13 protein-coding genes are annotated in these 16321 nt (G+C 63.0%); 5 read left to right on the top strand and 8 right to left on the bottom strand.

The genetic code is table 11. From position 1 onward, the window contains the following. The first annotated feature begins 167 nt into the window (after positions 1-167). The 4 genes from ACE3OA_RS01370 (at position 168) to ACE3OA_RS01355 (ending at position 4706) form a co-directional block, all read left to right on the top strand. Positions 168-1394 carry an aromatic ring-hydroxylating dioxygenase subunit alpha gene (locus tag ACE3OA_RS01370; RefSeq protein WP_374307011.1) on the top strand — a complete coding sequence of 409 codons (1227 nt, stop codon included), beginning with the start codon at positions 168-170 and terminating at the stop codon, positions 1392-1394. A gap of 68 nt (positions 1395-1462) precedes the next feature. Next, complete coding sequence (gene betI, locus ACE3OA_RS01365; protein WP_374307009.1) at positions 1463-2101, top strand: transcriptional regulator BetI; 639 nt, start codon at positions 1463-1465, stop codon at positions 2099-2101. A gap of 22 nt (positions 2102-2123) precedes the next feature. After that, positions 2124-3299 (top strand): acyl-CoA dehydrogenase family protein, encoded by a 1176-nt coding sequence (locus ACE3OA_RS01360; RefSeq protein WP_374307007.1) that lies wholly within the window; start codon positions 2124-2126, stop codon positions 3297-3299. A gap of 129 nt (positions 3300-3428) precedes the next feature. Further along, a complete protein-coding gene (locus ACE3OA_RS01355; RefSeq protein WP_374307004.1) occupies positions 3429-4706 on the top strand; it encodes an MFS transporter in 1278 nt (425 codons plus the stop codon). Positions 4707-4823: 117 nt separating this feature from the next. Here ACE3OA_RS01355 and ACE3OA_RS01350 read toward each other — a convergent pair whose 3' ends face one another. Beyond that, the gene (locus ACE3OA_RS01350; protein ID WP_374307002.1) at positions 4824-6890 is read right to left on the bottom strand and encodes an FAD-dependent oxidoreductase; all 2067 of its coding nucleotides are present in this window, start codon (positions 6888-6890) and stop codon (positions 4824-4826) included. Between the two features lie 127 nt (positions 6891-7017). Between ACE3OA_RS01350 and ACE3OA_RS01345 the strand changes: the two genes are divergently transcribed. Next, entirely contained in the window at positions 7018-8484 is a 1467-nt protein-coding gene (locus ACE3OA_RS01345) for a M81 family metallopeptidase (protein ID WP_374306999.1), read from the top strand. Here ACE3OA_RS01345 and ACE3OA_RS01340 read toward each other — a convergent pair. The 7 genes from ACE3OA_RS01340 to ACE3OA_RS01310 form a co-directional block, all read right to left on the bottom strand. Then, on the bottom strand, positions 8481-9404 hold the full coding sequence (locus ACE3OA_RS01340) for a ribokinase (RefSeq protein ID WP_374306997.1): 924 nt from the start codon (positions 9402-9404) through the stop codon (positions 8481-8483). The genes ACE3OA_RS01345 and ACE3OA_RS01340 overlap by 4 nt on opposite strands. Then, positions 9401-11614, bottom strand: a complete 2214-nt coding sequence (locus tag ACE3OA_RS01335; protein ID WP_374306995.1) for an amylo-alpha-1,6-glucosidase — start codon at positions 11612-11614, stop codon at positions 9401-9403. Before ACE3OA_RS01335 ends, ACE3OA_RS01340 begins: the two co-directional genes overlap by 4 nt. Continuing rightward, positions 11611-12201 carry a cysteine hydrolase family protein gene (locus ACE3OA_RS01330; RefSeq protein WP_374306992.1) on the bottom strand — a complete coding sequence of 197 codons (591 nt, stop codon included), beginning with the start codon at positions 12199-12201 and terminating at the stop codon, positions 11611-11613. The genes ACE3OA_RS01335 and ACE3OA_RS01330 overlap by 4 nt, the downstream gene beginning before the upstream one ends. Further along, on the bottom strand, positions 12198-13268 hold the full coding sequence (locus ACE3OA_RS01325; protein WP_374306990.1) for an ABC transporter ATP-binding protein: 1071 nt from the start codon (positions 13266-13268) through the stop codon (positions 12198-12200). The genes ACE3OA_RS01330 and ACE3OA_RS01325 overlap by 4 nt, the downstream gene beginning before the upstream one ends. Next, entirely contained in the window at positions 13261-14076 is an 816-nt protein-coding gene (locus ACE3OA_RS01320) for an ABC transporter permease (RefSeq protein ID WP_374306988.1), read from the bottom strand. Before ACE3OA_RS01320 ends, ACE3OA_RS01325 begins: the two co-directional genes overlap by 8 nt. Further along, a complete protein-coding gene (locus ACE3OA_RS01315; RefSeq protein ID WP_374306985.1) occupies positions 14073-14936 on the bottom strand; it encodes an ABC transporter permease in 864 nt (287 codons plus the stop codon). The genes ACE3OA_RS01320 and ACE3OA_RS01315 overlap by 4 nt, the downstream gene beginning before the upstream one ends. 75 nt (positions 14937-15011) lie before the next feature. Next, positions 15012-16127, bottom strand: coding sequence for a PotD/PotF family extracellular solute-binding protein (locus tag ACE3OA_RS01310; RefSeq protein ID WP_374306983.1), 1116 nt, complete (start codon positions 16125-16127; stop codon positions 15012-15014). Positions 16128-16321 lie beyond the last annotated feature (194 nt).

The following is a 16321-nucleotide window of genomic DNA, read 5'->3' as shown; positions in this document are numbered from 1 at the left end:
CCCGTCCTTAGGACCGGGGCGCCAAGTTGTTGATTTGCTTGGTTTTTGATTGAACCATCGTTCAATATATTAGTTCTATTAACATGAAATCATTGACTTTATTGATTTAGCAAACTAAAAATCACGACATATAAACGCCAACGACAAATCGGAGCGGGATGATGACGATGATGCAGGATATCAAAGGCGCAAAAGCGCCACGCCCCTCAACGCCGCGCCATGGCGGTCTGCCGGTGAGCTTGCCGGCCTGGGCCTATGCCAGCGACGAGCTCATCGACATCGAATACGAGAACCTGATCCTGCCCAGCTGGCAGTTCGCCTGCCACATCTCCCAGGTCCCCAATGCCGGCGACTATGCAACGCTCGACATGAAGAAGGATTCGATCCTGGTCATGCGCGGCAAGGACATGGTCCTGCGCGCCTTCATGAATGTCTGCCGCCACCGCGCGGCAAAGCTGCTGACCGGCGCCGGCAATTGCAAGGCGCGGATCACCTGCCCCTATCACGGCTGGAGCTACGACCTTTCCGGCGAGCTGAAAGGGGTGCCGGCGGAAAAGACCTTCCCCGGCGTCGAAAAAGAACATCTGGGCCTCAAGGAAATCGAGATCGAGATCCTGTCCGGCATGGTCTTCACCCGCGTCATTCCGGGCGGCCCGACCTTGCGCGAGAGCTTCGGGGAGATGGCGGACATCATCGCCGATTACCGGCTGGAAGAGATGGTGCCGGGCGGCGAGACCTGGGTCGACACCTGGGACTGCAACTGGAAGATCGCGGTCGACAACAATCTTGAGAACTATCACATCCCGATCGGGCATCCCGGCCTTCACCGGATGCTGGACAGCGATTTGACCGGGGTCATCAACAGCCACGGCATCGCCTATAGCAAGAGCGTGCTCAAAGGCACGCCCTCGGCCAACCGGGCCGAACGGATGTACCAGCACCTCGCCAAGGGCGCCTTCCCGTATTTGCCGGAAGCGGCCCGGCAGACCTGGACCTTTTTCTCGCTGGCGCCCAATATCGGGCTCGACATCTATCCGGACAGCTTCGACATTTTCCAGATCCTGCCCCAGAGCGGCCGGACCTGCGTCATGCGCTACCCCATCTTCGTGCGCCCCGGTTCCAGCCGCGAAGAGAAGGCGATGCAGTATTTGAACGCCCGTATCAACCGGCAGGTCGGGCTGGAGGACCGGGAACTTTGCGAGCGGGTCCAGGACGGCATGGGGTCGCATGGCTATGAGCCGGGGCCGCTTTCCAATTACGAGCATGCGGTGTTAGATTTCCACAATCGGATTCGCGCCGCCTGCCCCGTCGTCACCGACACCCAGGCGCCCGCTTCCGGAACATTGCGGCAGCGTAACGACGCCCTGCGGAGCGGAGCCCGGTCGGCGGCCTGAAAAGGTCCGGTGCCATGAGCCGCTTCTTCTGGCCCGGTCTGCCGCCCAAATGGGGATCTGGAACCGGTATGAGCCGCGAATTAGCCAAAGAGGCTCGGCGTCGACAGCTCATCGAAGCGACCATCGACGGGATCGCCCGCAAGGGCTTTACCGAGTTGAAGATCGCCGATGTCGCCGCCGCGGCCGGCCTCTCCGTCGGCATCGTCAATTTCTATTTCAAGAGCAAGGATGCGCTGCTGATCGCGACCCTCAAGCATCTGGTCGAGGATTACGAACAGCATATGCAGGGCGTCCTCGCCAAGGCCGGCAAGAGTGCGGCTGCGCAGATCGACGCCATGATCGAGGCGGATTTCGCCCGCACCCATGCCAACCGCAAGCATGTCACCGTCTGGTACGCCTTCTGGGGCGAGACGCGCTGGCGGCCGGAATTCCTGAAGCTCTGCGCCGATCTTTCCACCTCGTTCCAGAAGGCGACGACCGGCAGCTTCCAGGCACTGATCGACGAGGGCGGCTATCAGGGCCTCGATGCCGGGCTCATCGCCCGCGGCTTCAATGCCATGATCGACGGGCTGTGGCTCGACATACTGCTCAATCCCAAGCAGACCGACCGCGACACCGCCAAGGCCAGCGTCCGCGCCTTCCTGGCCGGCCTCTTCCCCAAGGAATTTGGCGGCAAGCTGCCCGCCAACGGCAACGCCGCCGCCTGAGACCCATCCACCGGAGATTTCCATGACCCTGCCCTTGCCGCCCCGTGCCCGCGAGATCCAGGCGCGCGTGCGCGCCTTTGTCGATGCCGAATTGATCCCCTGGGAAGTGCATGCCGAGATGCATGACGGGCTGGTGCCGGAGGATGCCTGGACGCGCATCAAGGAGAAGGCCATAGAAGCTGGCCTCGACAATATGGACATGCCGGTGGCGTTGGGCGGGCGCGGTTATACGACGCTGGAACAGGCGGTGGCGCAGGAGCAGACCGGCCGCGTCACCAATGCGCTGGGCTGGTGCGCCAACAATCCGCAGAAATGGATGCTGGAAGCCTGCTCGCCCGAGCAGATCGACCGCTGGATCAAGCCGCTGATGAGCGGTGCGCGGCATGAATGCTACGCCATCACGGAAGCCGAGGCCGGCTCCGATGTCGATGCCATCCAGTCGACGGCGCGGCGAGAGGGTGATCATTACGTGCTCAATGGCGAGAAATGGCATGTGACCAGCGCCAACCTTTCCGACTACATGTTCTTCCAGGCCAAGATCGCCGACGGGCCGAACAAGGGCGCCCATGCCCTGTTCTTCGTCGATCACGACACGCCGGGCGTCGAGATCGTGCGCACGCCGGCCTATACGCATAACTACCGCGCGCATCACCCGATCTATCGCTTCACCGATGTGCGGGTACCGGTCAGTCACCGCATCGGCGCCGAAGGCGACGGGATGGGCTTCACCTATGCCTGGTTCCGGCACGAACGCCTGATGATCGCCGCGCGCTGCTGCGGCTCGGCGGAGCGGCTTATCGACGAGGCGACGACCTTTGCCAAAAGCCGCATCGTCTTCGGCAAACCGCTGGCCGAGCAGCAGGCGGTGCAGTTCATGCTGGCCGACAGCGTCACCGAATTGTTCGCGGCCCGCCTCATGACCTACGAAACCGCGCGTGCCATCGATGCGGGTGCGGATGTGAAGACGGCCCATGCGCAATGCAGCATGGTGAAGCTCTATGCCTCCGAGATGGCCGGCCGCGTCGCCGACCGTGCCGTGCAGATCTTCGGCGGGCGCGGCTATATGCGCGAAAACGTCGCCGAGCGCTTCTACCGCGAGCTCCGCGTCGACCGCATCTGGGAAGGGGCCAGCGAAATCCAGCGCATCATCATCGCCAACGGCCTGTTGAAGCGCGGGGCGGAGAGTTTGGTGGGCTAGACAATGGATCGTCATCCCCGGGCTTGACCCGGGCATGACGACGTTCGGTATGCGCCCCTCCCTAGCCAAACCCCTGCCCGGCCAGCTACATTCGCGGCCGGGGACGAGCGGCATTCAGGGGTAATCAATATGCTTCAAGGCGTTTGGCGGGTGATGCAGCCGGTTTTGCCGGTTTTGATCGGCATCACGCTGATCGAGACGGCCCTGGGCATTCTGATGCCGCTGATCGGCATCCAGCTGGCGCGCTGGGGCGTTTCCTCGATCGTCGTCGGCGTCGCCGCTTCAGCCTATTTCGTCGGCTTCCTGGCCGGGACCCTGATTTGCCAGCGGATCATCAAGCGGGTCGGACATATCCGCGCTTTCGGCGTCTTCGTCGTGCTGGCCGCCGATGCCACTGTTCTGCATCTGGTCATCCAGGACGCTTATTTCTGGATCGCGCTGCGCACCATCGCCGGCTTTGCACTCGCCGGCGGCTTCGTGGTGATCGAATCCTGGCTCAACGACAAATCGACCGACGAGACCAGGAGCCGCATTTTCGCGATCTATACGGCGGTGAGCTGGGGCGCCTCGGGCGTCTCGCCTTTGCTGCTCAATCTTGACGATCCGACCGGCATCCTCCTCTTCGCGCTTTGTGTCCTGTGCCTGGCCAGCGCCATGATCCCCCTGGGACTTACCAAGATCGGCAACCCGGTCATCGCCGAGCACACCCATCTTTCCATCCCACGTCTTTTCAAGGCGTCGCCCCTGGGGGTCGTCTGCTGCTTTGGCGCCGGTTTTCTCAACGGCTCGCTCTATGGCCTGCTGCCGGCCTATATCGACGGCCTCGCCATGGGGGAGAAGGAACTGTCCTTCCTCATTTCCATCGGCACCATCGCCGTGCTGATTGCGCAATTCCCGATCGGCCATGCGGCCGATATCTATGGCCGCCGGCCGATCATCATCGGCACCGTGGCGGCCTCGGCCCTGCTCTGCTTCATCATCTTCGCGACGCCGGAACTGCCTTACATGTTCCTGCTGGCGCTCTTCTTTCTGCTGTCGGCCTTCCAATCGCCGCTCTATGCGCTGGGTATCGGCCAGACCAGCGACTATGTCGCGAGGAAGGATTTCGTCGCGGCGTCATCGGGCCTGCTCTTTGCATGGGGCCTTGGCGCTTCGATCGGGCCGTCGCTTGCCGGCGTGAGCATGAACGAGATGGGGCCGCACGGCCTCTTTCTCTTCGTCGGCTTCGGCTATGGCCTCATCGCCGCCTTTGCCCTCTACCGCGTGCTGCGGCGCAAGGCGAAGACGCCGGAGGAACAGAGCAATTACGTCGCCGTCCCCGCCGTGCAAGGCGCCTACGGCGCCCCCGAACTCGACCCGCGTGGTGAGCACATGCCGCATGTCGGCGCAAGGTCCATGCCGGATTGAGGTGCCCCTCACCCCGACCCTCTCCCCGTAAGCGGGGCGAGGGGGTTTCGAGCGCGGTAGCCTTAAAGCCCCTCGCCCCTCCGGGGAGAGGGGTTGGGGTGAGGGGCCTTCGGTGCCTTACGATGTCGCCATGATCGGGAGCGGGCGGCGGAATTTCACTTCCGAGGTGTCGTTCGTATCCAGTTCGCGCGCATAGCGGTGGCCGGCATAGACGGCGTAGGCGATGAGGCCGGGGGCGAGGCAGTCGCCGATGCGGGTCACGGATTTGATGCCGGCATCCTTCAAGGCATCCGGGTTGGCCATCAGCGCGTGATAGAGCGCTTCCTCCGGCAGGCGCGCTGTTACCGGCACAATGGCATCAACGGCGATGTAATGCGGCTTCTCGCCATAGGCGGAATCGAGCTGGGCGACATTGTCCTTCACCGCCACCAGATCGTGGGCGGTGATGACGCGCACGCCCAGCGCACGCAGACGCTTGTTGATGAAGATGACTTCGAGCGTGTTGCTGGTCCAGCTGGAGGCGGTATCGCCCGGCGTCACATAGACGACGTCGAGTCCGGCCTTCACCAGACGCTCGGCAAGGACGCCGGCCAGATAGAAAAGATCGTCGTCATAGACCAGGACGGTACCGCTGGGCGGCATGCGCCCTTCCATGATGTCGTCGGGCGAGAAGACATTGGCGCCGTCGAGGCCCGGAATCGCCCGGCCATGCGAGCGGCCGACGCCGTCCTTGCGCCAATGGCTGCCGGTCGCCAGCACCACGCGCTCGAAACCCTGTTCCAGGATGTTGGCGGCTTCCATCCGGCTGTCGAGATAAGTTTCGACATGGCTCATCTTACCGATCTGGCCCAAGCGGTAATCGCGCACGCGGCCCCAGGCGGAAAGGCCGGGCAGGCGCGATTCCTTGTTCACGCGACCGCCAAGCTCGGTCGAGCCTTCGGCCAGCGCCACTTCATAGCCGCGCAGGCCCAGGGCGCGCGCGGCCTCGAGACCCGCCGGGCCGCCGCCGACGATGAGGACACGGTCGTTCGAGGCCTTGGCCGGGATGATTTCCGGATGCCAGCCTTTGCGCCATTCCTCGCCCATGGTCGGGTTCTGCGTGCAGCGGAGCGGCGTGATGGTCATGTCGCCGGTGATGCAGATGTTGCAGCCGATGCATTCGCGGATGTCTTCGATCCGGCCTTCCTCGATCTTCTTCGGGAGATAGGGGTCGGCAATCGACGGACGCGCCGCACCGATCATGTCGAGCACGCCCTTCTTGATCAGCGAGACCATGCGATCGGGCGAGGTGTAGCGCCCGACACCCACGACCGGCTTGCTGGTCAGTTTCTTGACGAAGGACGTGAAAGGTTCCTGATAGCCCTCCTCGGCAAAGCGCGAGGTCTGGGAATCGTATTTCCAGTTGGAGACGTTGACGTCCCAAAGATCCGGATGTTCCGCCAGCATGGCGACGATGTCCTTGGCCTCACCCTCAATCGAGACGCCGTCATCGCCCATCATTTCCTCGACGGCGAAACGGACAGCGATGGCGCAGGTGTCGCCGACGGCCGATTTGGCTTCTTCGATCAGCTCGCGGAACAGGCGCACGCGGTTCTCGAGGCTGCCGCCGTATTCATCGGTGCGCTGGTTGCGGCGCTTCTGCAGGAAATGCATCGGCAGCGAGAGATCGTGGCCGGCATAGACATAGATGATGTCGAAACCTGCCTTCTTGGCGCGGATCGCGGCGTCACGGTGCCAGCGGCGATAATTGCGGATATCCTCGCGGTCCATGGCGCGCGCCTGGAACGGATAGTAGTTGGTCGGCTGGTGGCTAGGGCCGATCGGCACTTCGCGGCTGTAGAGGTTGGAGGCGGTGGGGCCGTTATGGACCAGTTCGACCGCCGCCAGCGAGCCGTGGCGATGCACAGCTTCCGTCATCATCGAGAGATAGGGGACGTCGTGATCGTCCCAGATGCGCGCCTCGACATAGGGGGTAACGTCGCCGGAGGGGTGTATCTCGCATTCCTCGGTCGCCACCACCGCCCAGCCGCCCTCGGCCTTCATCCCGCGCATGGCGGCATGGCCCTGGGGATGCTGGTGACCCATGCCGTTGCAATGCGGCACCTGGAAGAAGCGGTTCCTGGCCGTGACCGGGCCGATCTTCACCGGCTCGAACAGAATGTCGTAACGTGGGTCGCGGGCCATGGATTCCCCCTGCCTGATAATGGGTATGCGGGTCGCGGCCGGACTTTAGACGGGCGCCCGAGATGGACGCAAGCCACCCTTTCCGGCTATTTTCGGCGCTTCGCGGTCCAAACAATAGTCTGATGATATGAAGAAGAAACTGGCGGTTGCGCGGCTGTGGTATGAGGGCAACTCGTTTTCGCCCATCGCCACCGATCTCGACATCTTCAAGGCGCGGGAATGGGTCGAGGGCGACGCGGCGGTGCCGCTTTACCGCGATACGGCAACGGAAATGGGCGCCGTCGTCGCCTTTGCCGACAGCCATCCCGAGTGGGAGGTGACGTTCCTGCGCTGCGCCGCGGCACCGCCGGGCGGGCCGGTCACGGATTCCGCCTTTGCCGCCATCCGGGGCGACATGCTCGATGGGCTGCAGCGGCAAAAATGGGATGCGGTCTATCTGTCGCTGCACGGCGCCATGATCACCTGCGGCAATCCGACGCCCGAGCTCGATCTGCTGCAGGATGTGCGCGCGATCATCGGCAAGACACCGCTGGCCGTCACGTTCGACCTCCATGCGAACCTGGGCGCGGGAATGATCGAATTGGTCGATTTCGCCGTCGGCTACAAGACCTATCCGCATATCGATATGGATGTGGTCGCGGCAAGGGCGCTCGATGTGCTCGACAACCTCGCCCATGGCAAGGTGAAGCCGGTCGGCGCCATTGCCAAAGTGCCGGCGATCTATACCAGTTTCAACATGCGTACGACCGATGGACCGATGGCGGAGATCGCCAAGTTGGCCGCACATTGGCGGAGCGAACCGGGTATTCTCGAAGCCACTGTGTTCGGCGGCTTCGCCTATGGCGATTCACCTTTCGCCGGACCGACCGCAATGGTCTTTGCCGACGGCGACCGCATGCTGGCGCAACGCGTGGCGAAGACCCTGGCTGCTGAAATGGCGGCGCGGCAGGATCGTTTCGAATTGAAGCTACCCTCGCCGGCCGAGGCCATCGCCACGGCGCTGGCAACACCGGGCGACAAGCCGGCGGCGATTACGGACCCCGCCGACAATCCGCTGTCGGGCGGGATCGGCGACACGCCGACCCTGTTCCGGGCGCTGCTGGATGCCAAGCCGGATGCCCCCTGCGTCTTCGGTTTCTTCTGGGACCCGGAACTGGTGGCCGAGGCGCAGCGCGCCGGGATCGGGGCGACACTCGACGTCGCTTTCGGCGGGCGAGTCACCACGTCCTTCGGCAAACCGGTGCGCATCAGCGCCAAGGTGCTGGCGCTCACCGACGGCAAGTTCCGCAATGTCGGCCCGTTCGAGCACAATTTTGCCGTCGATGTCGGCAACACGGCGATGTTCGAAGTCGAAGGCATCAAGGTGATCGTCACCTCGTCCTGCCAGACGCCGAACGACCCCGCCTACTTCACCCTGCACGGGATCGATCTTGCGCAAGTGGGCTTGCTGTGCGTCAAGGCGAAGAACCATTTCCGCGCCGGCTTTACCCCGCTCACCCGCGCCATCATCGAATGCGACGCGCCGGGACCCGCAGGGGTGTCGCTCGCCCACTACAATTTCAAGCACGCGCCGGCAACATTGCACCGGCGCTAGGCCGATTGCACCGCCGGCAGATCGGCCAGGCACGCTTCGATCGCCACCAGCATGGGGAGGCTGGGCTGGGCACCGGGGTGCAGGCAGGCGAGCGCCCCGCCGACGCTGGCATAACGCAACGCATCGGCCAGGTCGCGGCCACGATCCGTCGCCGCCGCAAAGCCGCCGACGAAGGAATCGCCGGCACCCACCGTGTCGACCGGCGTGATCGCCAGGGCACCGACCGAAAGACTGTCGCCGGAGCCGAGGAAAGCTGCGGCACCGGCCGCCCCCAATGTCACGATGACCGTGACGCCTCCCGCCTTCGCCAGGGCACGCGCCGCCATGCGGGCATCTTCGGTGCGAATGTCGAAGGCGGCCGCGATCTGCTTCGCCTCGTTTTCATTGACGATGAGCCAGTCGAGCAGCTTCAGGACATCGCTGGGGATGGGGGCCGCGGGGGCGGCGTTGAGGAGGATTCGGGCACCTTTTTCCTTGGCGCGACGGATGAGCGACCAATTCTCGCCATGCGGCACTTCCATCTGCAGCACCAGCAAGGTCTGCGGCCCCAGCAGCGCCTCCGGAAACTGTGCCGCCTTGGTCCGGCGATTGGCGCCGGAGGCGACGACGACGTGGTTTTCGCCGCCCTTGTCGACACAGATGGCGGCAAGACCCGTGGGATCAGTGACTGTGGCGAGATGGCTGAGGTCCACACCGGCCGCGCGCAGATCCTTGAGCGCCGTCTCGGCCAGTGGATCGCCGCCAATGCTGCCGATCATCGCCACCTTGGCGCCCGCACGGGCGGCGGCCAGCGCCTGGTTGGCACCCTTGCCGCCGGCGGTGAGTTCATAACCCGGCCCCAGCACGGTTTCACCCGGCGAGGGCAGATGATCGACGGCAATCATCACGTCGACATTGAGCGAGCCAAAAACGACGATCATTGAATCCCCTCGATGATGCAAGGCTGCCGGGCCGCCACGGCCGGGAGATCGAGCACCGCCTCGTCACCGATCTGCCGCGCGGTGATGACGGCGGCACCATAGCTCGCCCGCTGCACATGGCCTTTGAGATAGATCCTGCCACCGGCCAACGGCGGCTCGAAGGACAGGCGGCCGGGTTTGATATCGACATGACGGAAGCGGCCGACGATATCGGTCGCAAAGACCTTCCTGTCGTTCAGTGTCAGGGTCAGCCGGCCATCGCCGACCCTGATCAGCACCCTGCCACCAAAGGCATTGAGAGGCCCCAGATGCCAGGTGCCGGCCTTGTGGGTCAGCTCCCAACCGTGCCAAGGGGTCACATCCACGATCTCGTTGACGGAGACGAGTGGCATCAGCACACCCCAGCCATAGAACAGATCGGTGTCGGGCTGGTCATCGCCGAGCCCTGTTTCGGCGCTGAAATTCTCCGGGCATTGCCGCCGCTTCCAACTGGCATCGAAGACTTCCGCCGAATCCTCAGCGAGGCTCGCGGCGATATCGTCGAGCCCGGCCCGCTTCAACCCCTGATAGGTAAGATAGTTGAGCGGCGGCCAGATGCGGCCGCGCCAATACACATTGTCATGATAGGCCGGATCGTCGCGCGTCACCGAAGGCAGGCGCCATTTGCCGCCGAACTTCGCGGGGTCGGCCAAGGCAGCGCACAAATCCCGCTGCTGTTGCGGATCAGCGGCATCGGCCAGCAGCGGATAGAAGCTGGTGGGCGCCAGGCTGCGCACGAAATCGCCCGACCAGCGGCGATTGGCAAATATCCGCCGGCTGCTGTCCCACAATCTGTCTGCAATGCGCTGGCGCAGGGCAGCAGCACGCTGCAGTAGGCGATCGGCCGTCGCCCGATCGCCCAAGTGTTTCGCCCAATCGGCCAGCACCTCGGCATCTACCACCAGGAGCGCGTTCAGGCCGACATCGGCCGCATCGAGGCAACCGGTGGCGGGATCGAACTGTGTCTCGTCATGGATCGGCGAATTGTCCATGGAGGATTCATTCTTGGCGCCGAGTTTAGTGCTTTTGTATAGCCCGTCGCCGATTCCGGCCGAACTGCCCCAGCCCATCAATCCCTGATTTTCGCCATCGCGATGGGTGAACCACCAATCATGGGCGCGGAGCAGCTTCCTGTAGCCAAGCTCGACGAGATCGTCGGCGCCGGTATGCTTCCAGATCTTCCACAGCATGAACGAGCAGACCGGTGGCTGCGAACGGTCTATCCACTGGTCACGGCCGGTGATGAGGCAGGGCAGATTGCCCTGCGGTGTCTCCGTCGCGAGCACCGCGCGGATATTCTCACGGGCCATGTCGGTTTCGAGCAGGGCCGACCCCATGGCATGATAGAAGATGTCGGTGAGCCACAGGCCGAAGCCGCCGAATTTCTGCGCGACCCAGGTGCGGCTGAGGCTCATATAGGGCCAGTCATTGATGAAATCATGGACCGAGTTCCAGCCGACGATATCGCGGATGGCGTCGAGCGCGCCCCTTTCGTCGCGCACCGGCAGCGCCTGCGGCGGCGGCGCCGTGAGCGCTGCCTTGGCCGTGGCGAGAGCGTCGGCCGCATCGACCCCGATTCCGACAGCGAAATGCATGGCCGGCATTTCGTCGAGATTGTAGCGCAGCACAGCCATCTTGCCGCTGGTGCCGCGGGACCCGAGATAGAAATAGCCATATTCGGCAAGTTCGGCGGCAAGCGCCGGACGGTCGGCATGGAAGGTCGCCATGAGGGGCGCCTGGCTGCCGATGACGGCAATGTGCCGGCCGTCGATGATGGTCGCGAGCACGCCGCTCGATGGGTCAAAATGCCATAGAATGTCGTCGCGGCCCTCGACCGCGAAGACCGGCATGATCCAGAAGCGGAGACCCCATTCGCCGAATTCGGTCGCCTTCCAAGCGCCACGCAGGCCGCCGGCGACCGGTTGATCCCAACGCCAGTCGAAATGCGTCCCGCCATGCCGGGCCGAAAAGCTCACATCGCGCGCCGTCACGTCGCGAGGTCCATAGGTGACCTGGCCCTTCACGGCGGGAAAGTCCGTGAAACTCGCCGCCGCCGCGGCATAGGCGGTGACGGTCACCGTCAGCCCCATCGGCAGATGCATCATCTGTGCCGGGTATTCGCTGCGCCAGCTGTTCCAGTGGCGCGCGGGTGCCAGACCTTCGCCGATCACCGCCATTGCTCCAGGATTGTCGCCACCGACGCACGATAGACCTGCGATTGCAGCCTCCGCGGGATGACGTCCAGAATATGCTTATGGCCGTCGAGATCGCTGCTGGTCAGCGCATCTTCAGGCATGACGACAAAATAGCCGCGATCGACCGCGTCCATCAGCGTCGCCAGCACGCAAACATCGGTTTCGACACCGCTCATCACCAGCGTGTCTGCCCTGCGCTCTTTCAATATCTTGGTGAAGGCCGGATTGTGAAAGGCCGAATAAGTCGGCTTGTCGAACACCGCCGCTGGACCGGCCACATAAGGCAGAAGCGAGGGCAGGATGCCCATTTCGGCACCGGCCGCCAGGGTCGCTCCCGGCCATTTGCGATAGAGGGCTGCCCACGATCCTTCAGCCTCCTCGGCCGAATGGGCGGAAATGAAGCGGGTCCAGAGCGTCGCCATCGGCCTGGCTTTCGCCAATTCGGCAATGGCCGGCACGATTTTGTGGATGCCGGCAAATCCCCATTGCGGGTTGCTGGCAAAGACTTCCTGCATGTCGACGACGATATGGAGGCTGCGATCGGTCAGCGGAAGGGCATTCAAGGTTGCACCAGAATGTTGTCTGCCGTCGCCCATTCCAGGGTGACGACACTTTGTTCGGAGAGAGGTGCCCGGTTCTTGTTCTGCTCGAACACGACGAAGAGCCTGTCGCCAACGCTGACGCGATAGGTGAGGCTCGAGCCGGAGAAGATGGCGGATTGCACACGGCCGATGACACGGTTGAGCCGCGGCGCCTGGCTGCCGCCGGGTTCAATGCCGATCTTCTCTGGGCGCAGGGCTACCAGCACATCGCTGCCATTGGCGACACCCTGGTGGGTGACGATGATCGCGCTACCGTCCGGCATGACGACCTGCGCTTCAGGGCCGAGGACGCCGACCACTTTGCCTTCGAGGAAATTCGCTTCGCCGAGGAATCCGGCGGCGAAACGGTTGACCGGCCATTCATAGACAGCGCGCGGGCTGCCCGCCTGCACCACCCGCCCTTTATTGAAGATGGCGACGCGGTCGGAAAGGGTCAGCGCCTCCTCCTGGTCATGCGTCACGAAAATCGTCGTGATGCCAATCTGGCGCTGGATGCGGCGGAGCTCCACCTGCATTTCCTGCCGAAGATGTTTATCAAGGGCACTCAAAGGTTCGTCGAGCAGCAGCACCTTGGGGCGAGTCACCAAAGCACGCGCCAGCGCCACACGCTGTTGCTGGCCGCCGGACAATTGCCTGGGACGGCGCTGTTCCAATCCGGACAGGCGCACCAGATCGAGGCTTTCACCGACGCGCTGCGCGATCTCGCCTGCGGGGACACCGCGCACATCGAGGCCGAAGGCGATGTTCTCGGCAACGCTCATATGCGGGAACAGCGCATAGTTCTGGAATACCATGCCGATATCGCGCTGGTGCACGGGGATGCGCGAGATGTCGGTGCCGTCGATGCGGATTTCGCCGGCATCCAGTTCGATGAAGCCGGCGATGGCGCGCAGCAGGGTGGTCTTCCCGGAGCCAGAGGGTCCCAGCAGGCCGAAGAACTCGCCATCGGCAAAGGTCAGATCGACGCCATCGAGGGCGGCGACATTGCCATAGCGTTTGGCGGCGCCGGTGACGGCAACTTCACTCATTACCCGACCTCTCTCCACCGAAGCGATAGAACCTGGCCACGATCAGCATCAATCCCATCGACACGGCGATGATGATGGTCGAGATGGCGTTGATTTCCGGCGTGAACCCCTTGCGGATCGAGGTGTATATCTCGACCGGCAATGTGGTGACGCCGGGCGGGGCCAGGAAATATGAAATGACGAACTGATCGAAGGATACCGCGAAGGCAAAGAGCGAGGCGGCAACGACGCCCGGCGCCAGGATCGGTACCGAGATGCGGCGGAAGACCTGCCAGGGTGTCGCCCCCAGCGTGGCTGCCGCCTCCTCCAGCGCCTTTGGATAATCGTTGAGGCGGGCGCCGACCACGAAGATCACATAGGGCAGAGAGAGCGCCACATGCCCCAGCAGAATGGCATGAAGGCCGCGTGCGATACCCGGCTGGCCGATCGCCTTGCCGATCCAGAAAAAGAACACCAGCATCGCGGTGCCGATCACCAGCCATGGAATGGCAATGGGCGGGAAGAGCAGCGCCTGCAGCATGGTCTTGCCGCGGAAGGTATAGCGACCGAACGCCACTGCCGCCATGGTGCCGAGCGACGTGGCAATGACGGTGTTGGCAATGGCGATGAGCACGCTGTTCATGCCCGCCTTGAGCAGCCGGTCATTTTCGGCCAGCGCCCTGAACCACACGAAGTCGAACTCGAAGGGCAGGCCATAGAGCGGCGATTTGTTGAAGGCGAGAAGCGCCATCACTAGAATCGGCAGGTACAGGAAGACCAGCACCAGGATGAGATAAAGACGAATGCCGCCATCGACCAGCCGCCTCATGCATTTCCCCCCGATCTGCGCAGGAAGGGATAGAGGATGCCAAAGATGATGAGCACAATGGCGAGCAGCACGAAGGAGAGTGCCGAACCTAGCGGCCAGTTGGCGGTCACCGTGAACTGCTCCTCGATATTCATGCCGAGCGTGGCACCCTTGGTGCCGCCGAGGATGCGCGGTTCCATGAAGGAACCGATGACGGGCACAAAGATGAGTGCAGCGCCCGAAACGATGCCGGGCAGGCTCAAGGGCAGGACGACGCGGCGAAAGGTGGTGAATTTCGTGGCTCCCAGCGACCGGCCTGCTTCGATGAGGCTGTCATCGATCGCCTGCAGGGCGATGTAGCAGGTGAGGATCATGTAAGGGAGATAGGAGTGCACCAGGCCGATGACGACCGCCGGATAGGTGAAAAGGAGATCGACCGTCGGCGCCCCCGGAAAGATCGATTGCACGCCAAGATCGATGATGCCGTTGGGGCGCAGCACCATGGTCCAGGAGAAAATCCGCACCAGTGCGTTCGACCAGAAAGGCAGCACGATGAGCAGAAAGATCGCTTCGCGCCAACGCCCCTTGACCTTCTTGGCCAGCGCATAGGCGGCGGGATAGCCGATGGCGAGGCAGAAGAAGGTCACCCAGAGGCCGAGCTCGATCGACCAGCGCGTCAGCGGCCAATAGAACGACTTGGCAAAATAGGCGCCGTAATTGTCGAGCGTAAAGCTCGCCGGCTTCGGCACCAATGGCGACTTGTCGAGGAAACTCAGCGCCAGCATGGCGGCCAGCGGCAGGAAAATAGTGAGCGCCAGCCACAGATAGGCCGGGCCGGTCAGCGTCAGAATGGCAAGGCGGGTGCGGGTTGTGGGAAGCATGCGATGGTCCTCGAACGATGACGCCGCTCCGCAATATGCCGGAGCGGCGTCCTTCGTTCCTGTCCGACAGCGCGCTTACTTGGCGTATTCGGTCTTCACCTCGGCCCAGAGGTCCGAATATTTCTGCCGGTTCTCGTCCGAGATCGGCGCCATGAACTGAAGACGCTTCACATTCTCCTGGTCGAGATAGAAGGCCTTCGACGCGTCGGTATCCGGCAGCGCCGCCATGGCCTTATTGTTGGCTGAAGCCGGCGGGCCGACCTCTGCCCACTTAATGTAGTAGGCGGGGTCGATCATGTAGTTGATGAACTTGTGGGCGCCCTCGGCATTCGGGGCGTCCTTGCCGATGGCCAGACCATCGAACCAGCCGACAGCGCCTTCCTTCGGCACGACATAGCCGACCGGCAGGTTGAAGGAATTCTTGCTGCGGAACGCGGAACCGCTCCAATAGATCGAGAGGTCGAAGGCCTTGGCCTGGAACTGCTTGTTCCATTCGTCTTCTGACGACCAGAGCAAAGCGATGTTCGGCTTCAGGGCGATGAGCTTCGCCTTGACCTTCTCCAGATCGGCCGGGTTGTTCATGTCCTGGCCGGTCGCCATGGCAGCAAAGCCGACGGCTTCGATGGCGTCGTCGCGCAGGGCCACGCGTTTGGCGTTCTTGGCATCCCACAGCACTTCGAGCGATTCCGGCGCCTCCTTGAAGACGTCCGTCGAATAGGCGACGGCCGTAATGCCCCAAACCCAGGCCACGCCGTAATTCTTGCCGTCGACGTTCAGCAGGCTGGAATCGCGGAAGGCCGGGTTGAGATCGGCGAAATTGCTGATCTGGGCTGTATCGATCGGCTGGATGACGCCGAGTTCGGAGGCCCGACCGTTCCAGGCGCAATTGGTGACGATGACGTCATACACGCCGGGATTGGTCTGCAGCTTGGTGATCATCTCCGATTCGGAGTTGTAATATTCGTGCACCACATCGAGCCCGGTCGCCGCCTTGAACGCCTCGAGCGCCCATTTCTCGTCGGTGCCATAGCCTTGCCAGTTGAGAACCTTGACCTCGCCCGCGGCGGCGGCGCGGCGGCTGATGAAGGGCGACACGCCCAAACCCAAGCCGATTGCCGATGCACCCGCCACAAATTTGCGCCGCGACACCTTGCCGAGGCCGCCCTTAAGCCCACGCGTCGTCCCAGTCATTTCACCCTCCTCAACAGGCACACGGAGCGGTGCCTTCGCATGCGAGCAAAACATGGATTTTGGCGACATTCAAGGGAAGATCATTTGCATACAAACAATCTTCGCATCACCATAGCTTGAACTCATATGCTGACCGGCCGCGAAATTTTTGCATTGCAGCGAAAGCACGCATCGCCGGCCTTGACTAATCGCCC

Origin of the sequence: Dongia sp. (assembly GCF_041906375.1) — a bacterium.
Lineage (GTDB): Bacteria > Pseudomonadota > Alphaproteobacteria > Dongiales > Dongiaceae > Dongia.
Note: the sequence above shows the minus strand (reverse complement) of the source record. Positions and strands in the feature narration are given on the sequence as shown.

What these genes read in the sequence shown, in the direction of transcription:
- ACE3OA_RS01370 (WP_374307011.1), top strand. Translation starts at nt 168, where the DNA reads ATGATGCAGGATATCAAAGGCGCAAAAGCGCCACGCCCCTCAACGCCG.
- betI (WP_374307009.1), top strand. Translation starts at nt 1,463, where the DNA reads ATGAGCCGCGAATTAGCCAAAGAGGCTCGGCGTCGACAGCTCATCGAA.
- ACE3OA_RS01360 (WP_374307007.1), top strand. Translation starts at nt 2,124, where the DNA reads ATGACCCTGCCCTTGCCGCCCCGTGCCCGCGAGATCCAGGCGCGCGTG.
- ACE3OA_RS01355 (WP_374307004.1), top strand. Translation starts at nt 3,429, where the DNA reads ATGCTTCAAGGCGTTTGGCGGGTGATGCAGCCGGTTTTGCCGGTTTTG.
- ACE3OA_RS01350 (WP_374307002.1), bottom strand. Translation starts at nt 6,890, where the DNA reads ATGGCCCGCGACCCACGTTACGACATTCTGTTCGAGCCGGTGAAGATC.
- ACE3OA_RS01345 (WP_374306999.1), top strand. Translation starts at nt 7,018, where the DNA reads ATGAAGAAGAAACTGGCGGTTGCGCGGCTGTGGTATGAGGGCAACTCG.
- ACE3OA_RS01340 (WP_374306997.1), bottom strand. Translation starts at nt 9,404, where the DNA reads ATGATCGTCGTTTTTGGCTCGCTCAATGTCGACGTGATGATTGCCGTC.
- ACE3OA_RS01325 (WP_374306990.1), bottom strand. Translation starts at nt 13,268, where the DNA reads ATGAGTGAAGTTGCCGTCACCGGCGCCGCCAAACGCTATGGCAATGTC.
- ACE3OA_RS01320 (WP_374306988.1), bottom strand. Translation starts at nt 14,076, where the DNA reads ATGAGGCGGCTGGTCGATGGCGGCATTCGTCTTTATCTCATCCTGGTG.
- ACE3OA_RS01315 (WP_374306985.1), bottom strand. Translation starts at nt 14,936, where the DNA reads ATGCTTCCCACAACCCGCACCCGCCTTGCCATTCTGACGCTGACCGGC.
- ACE3OA_RS01310 (WP_374306983.1), bottom strand. Translation starts at nt 16,127, where the DNA reads ATGACTGGGACGACGCGTGGGCTTAAGGGCGGCCTCGGCAAGGTGTCG.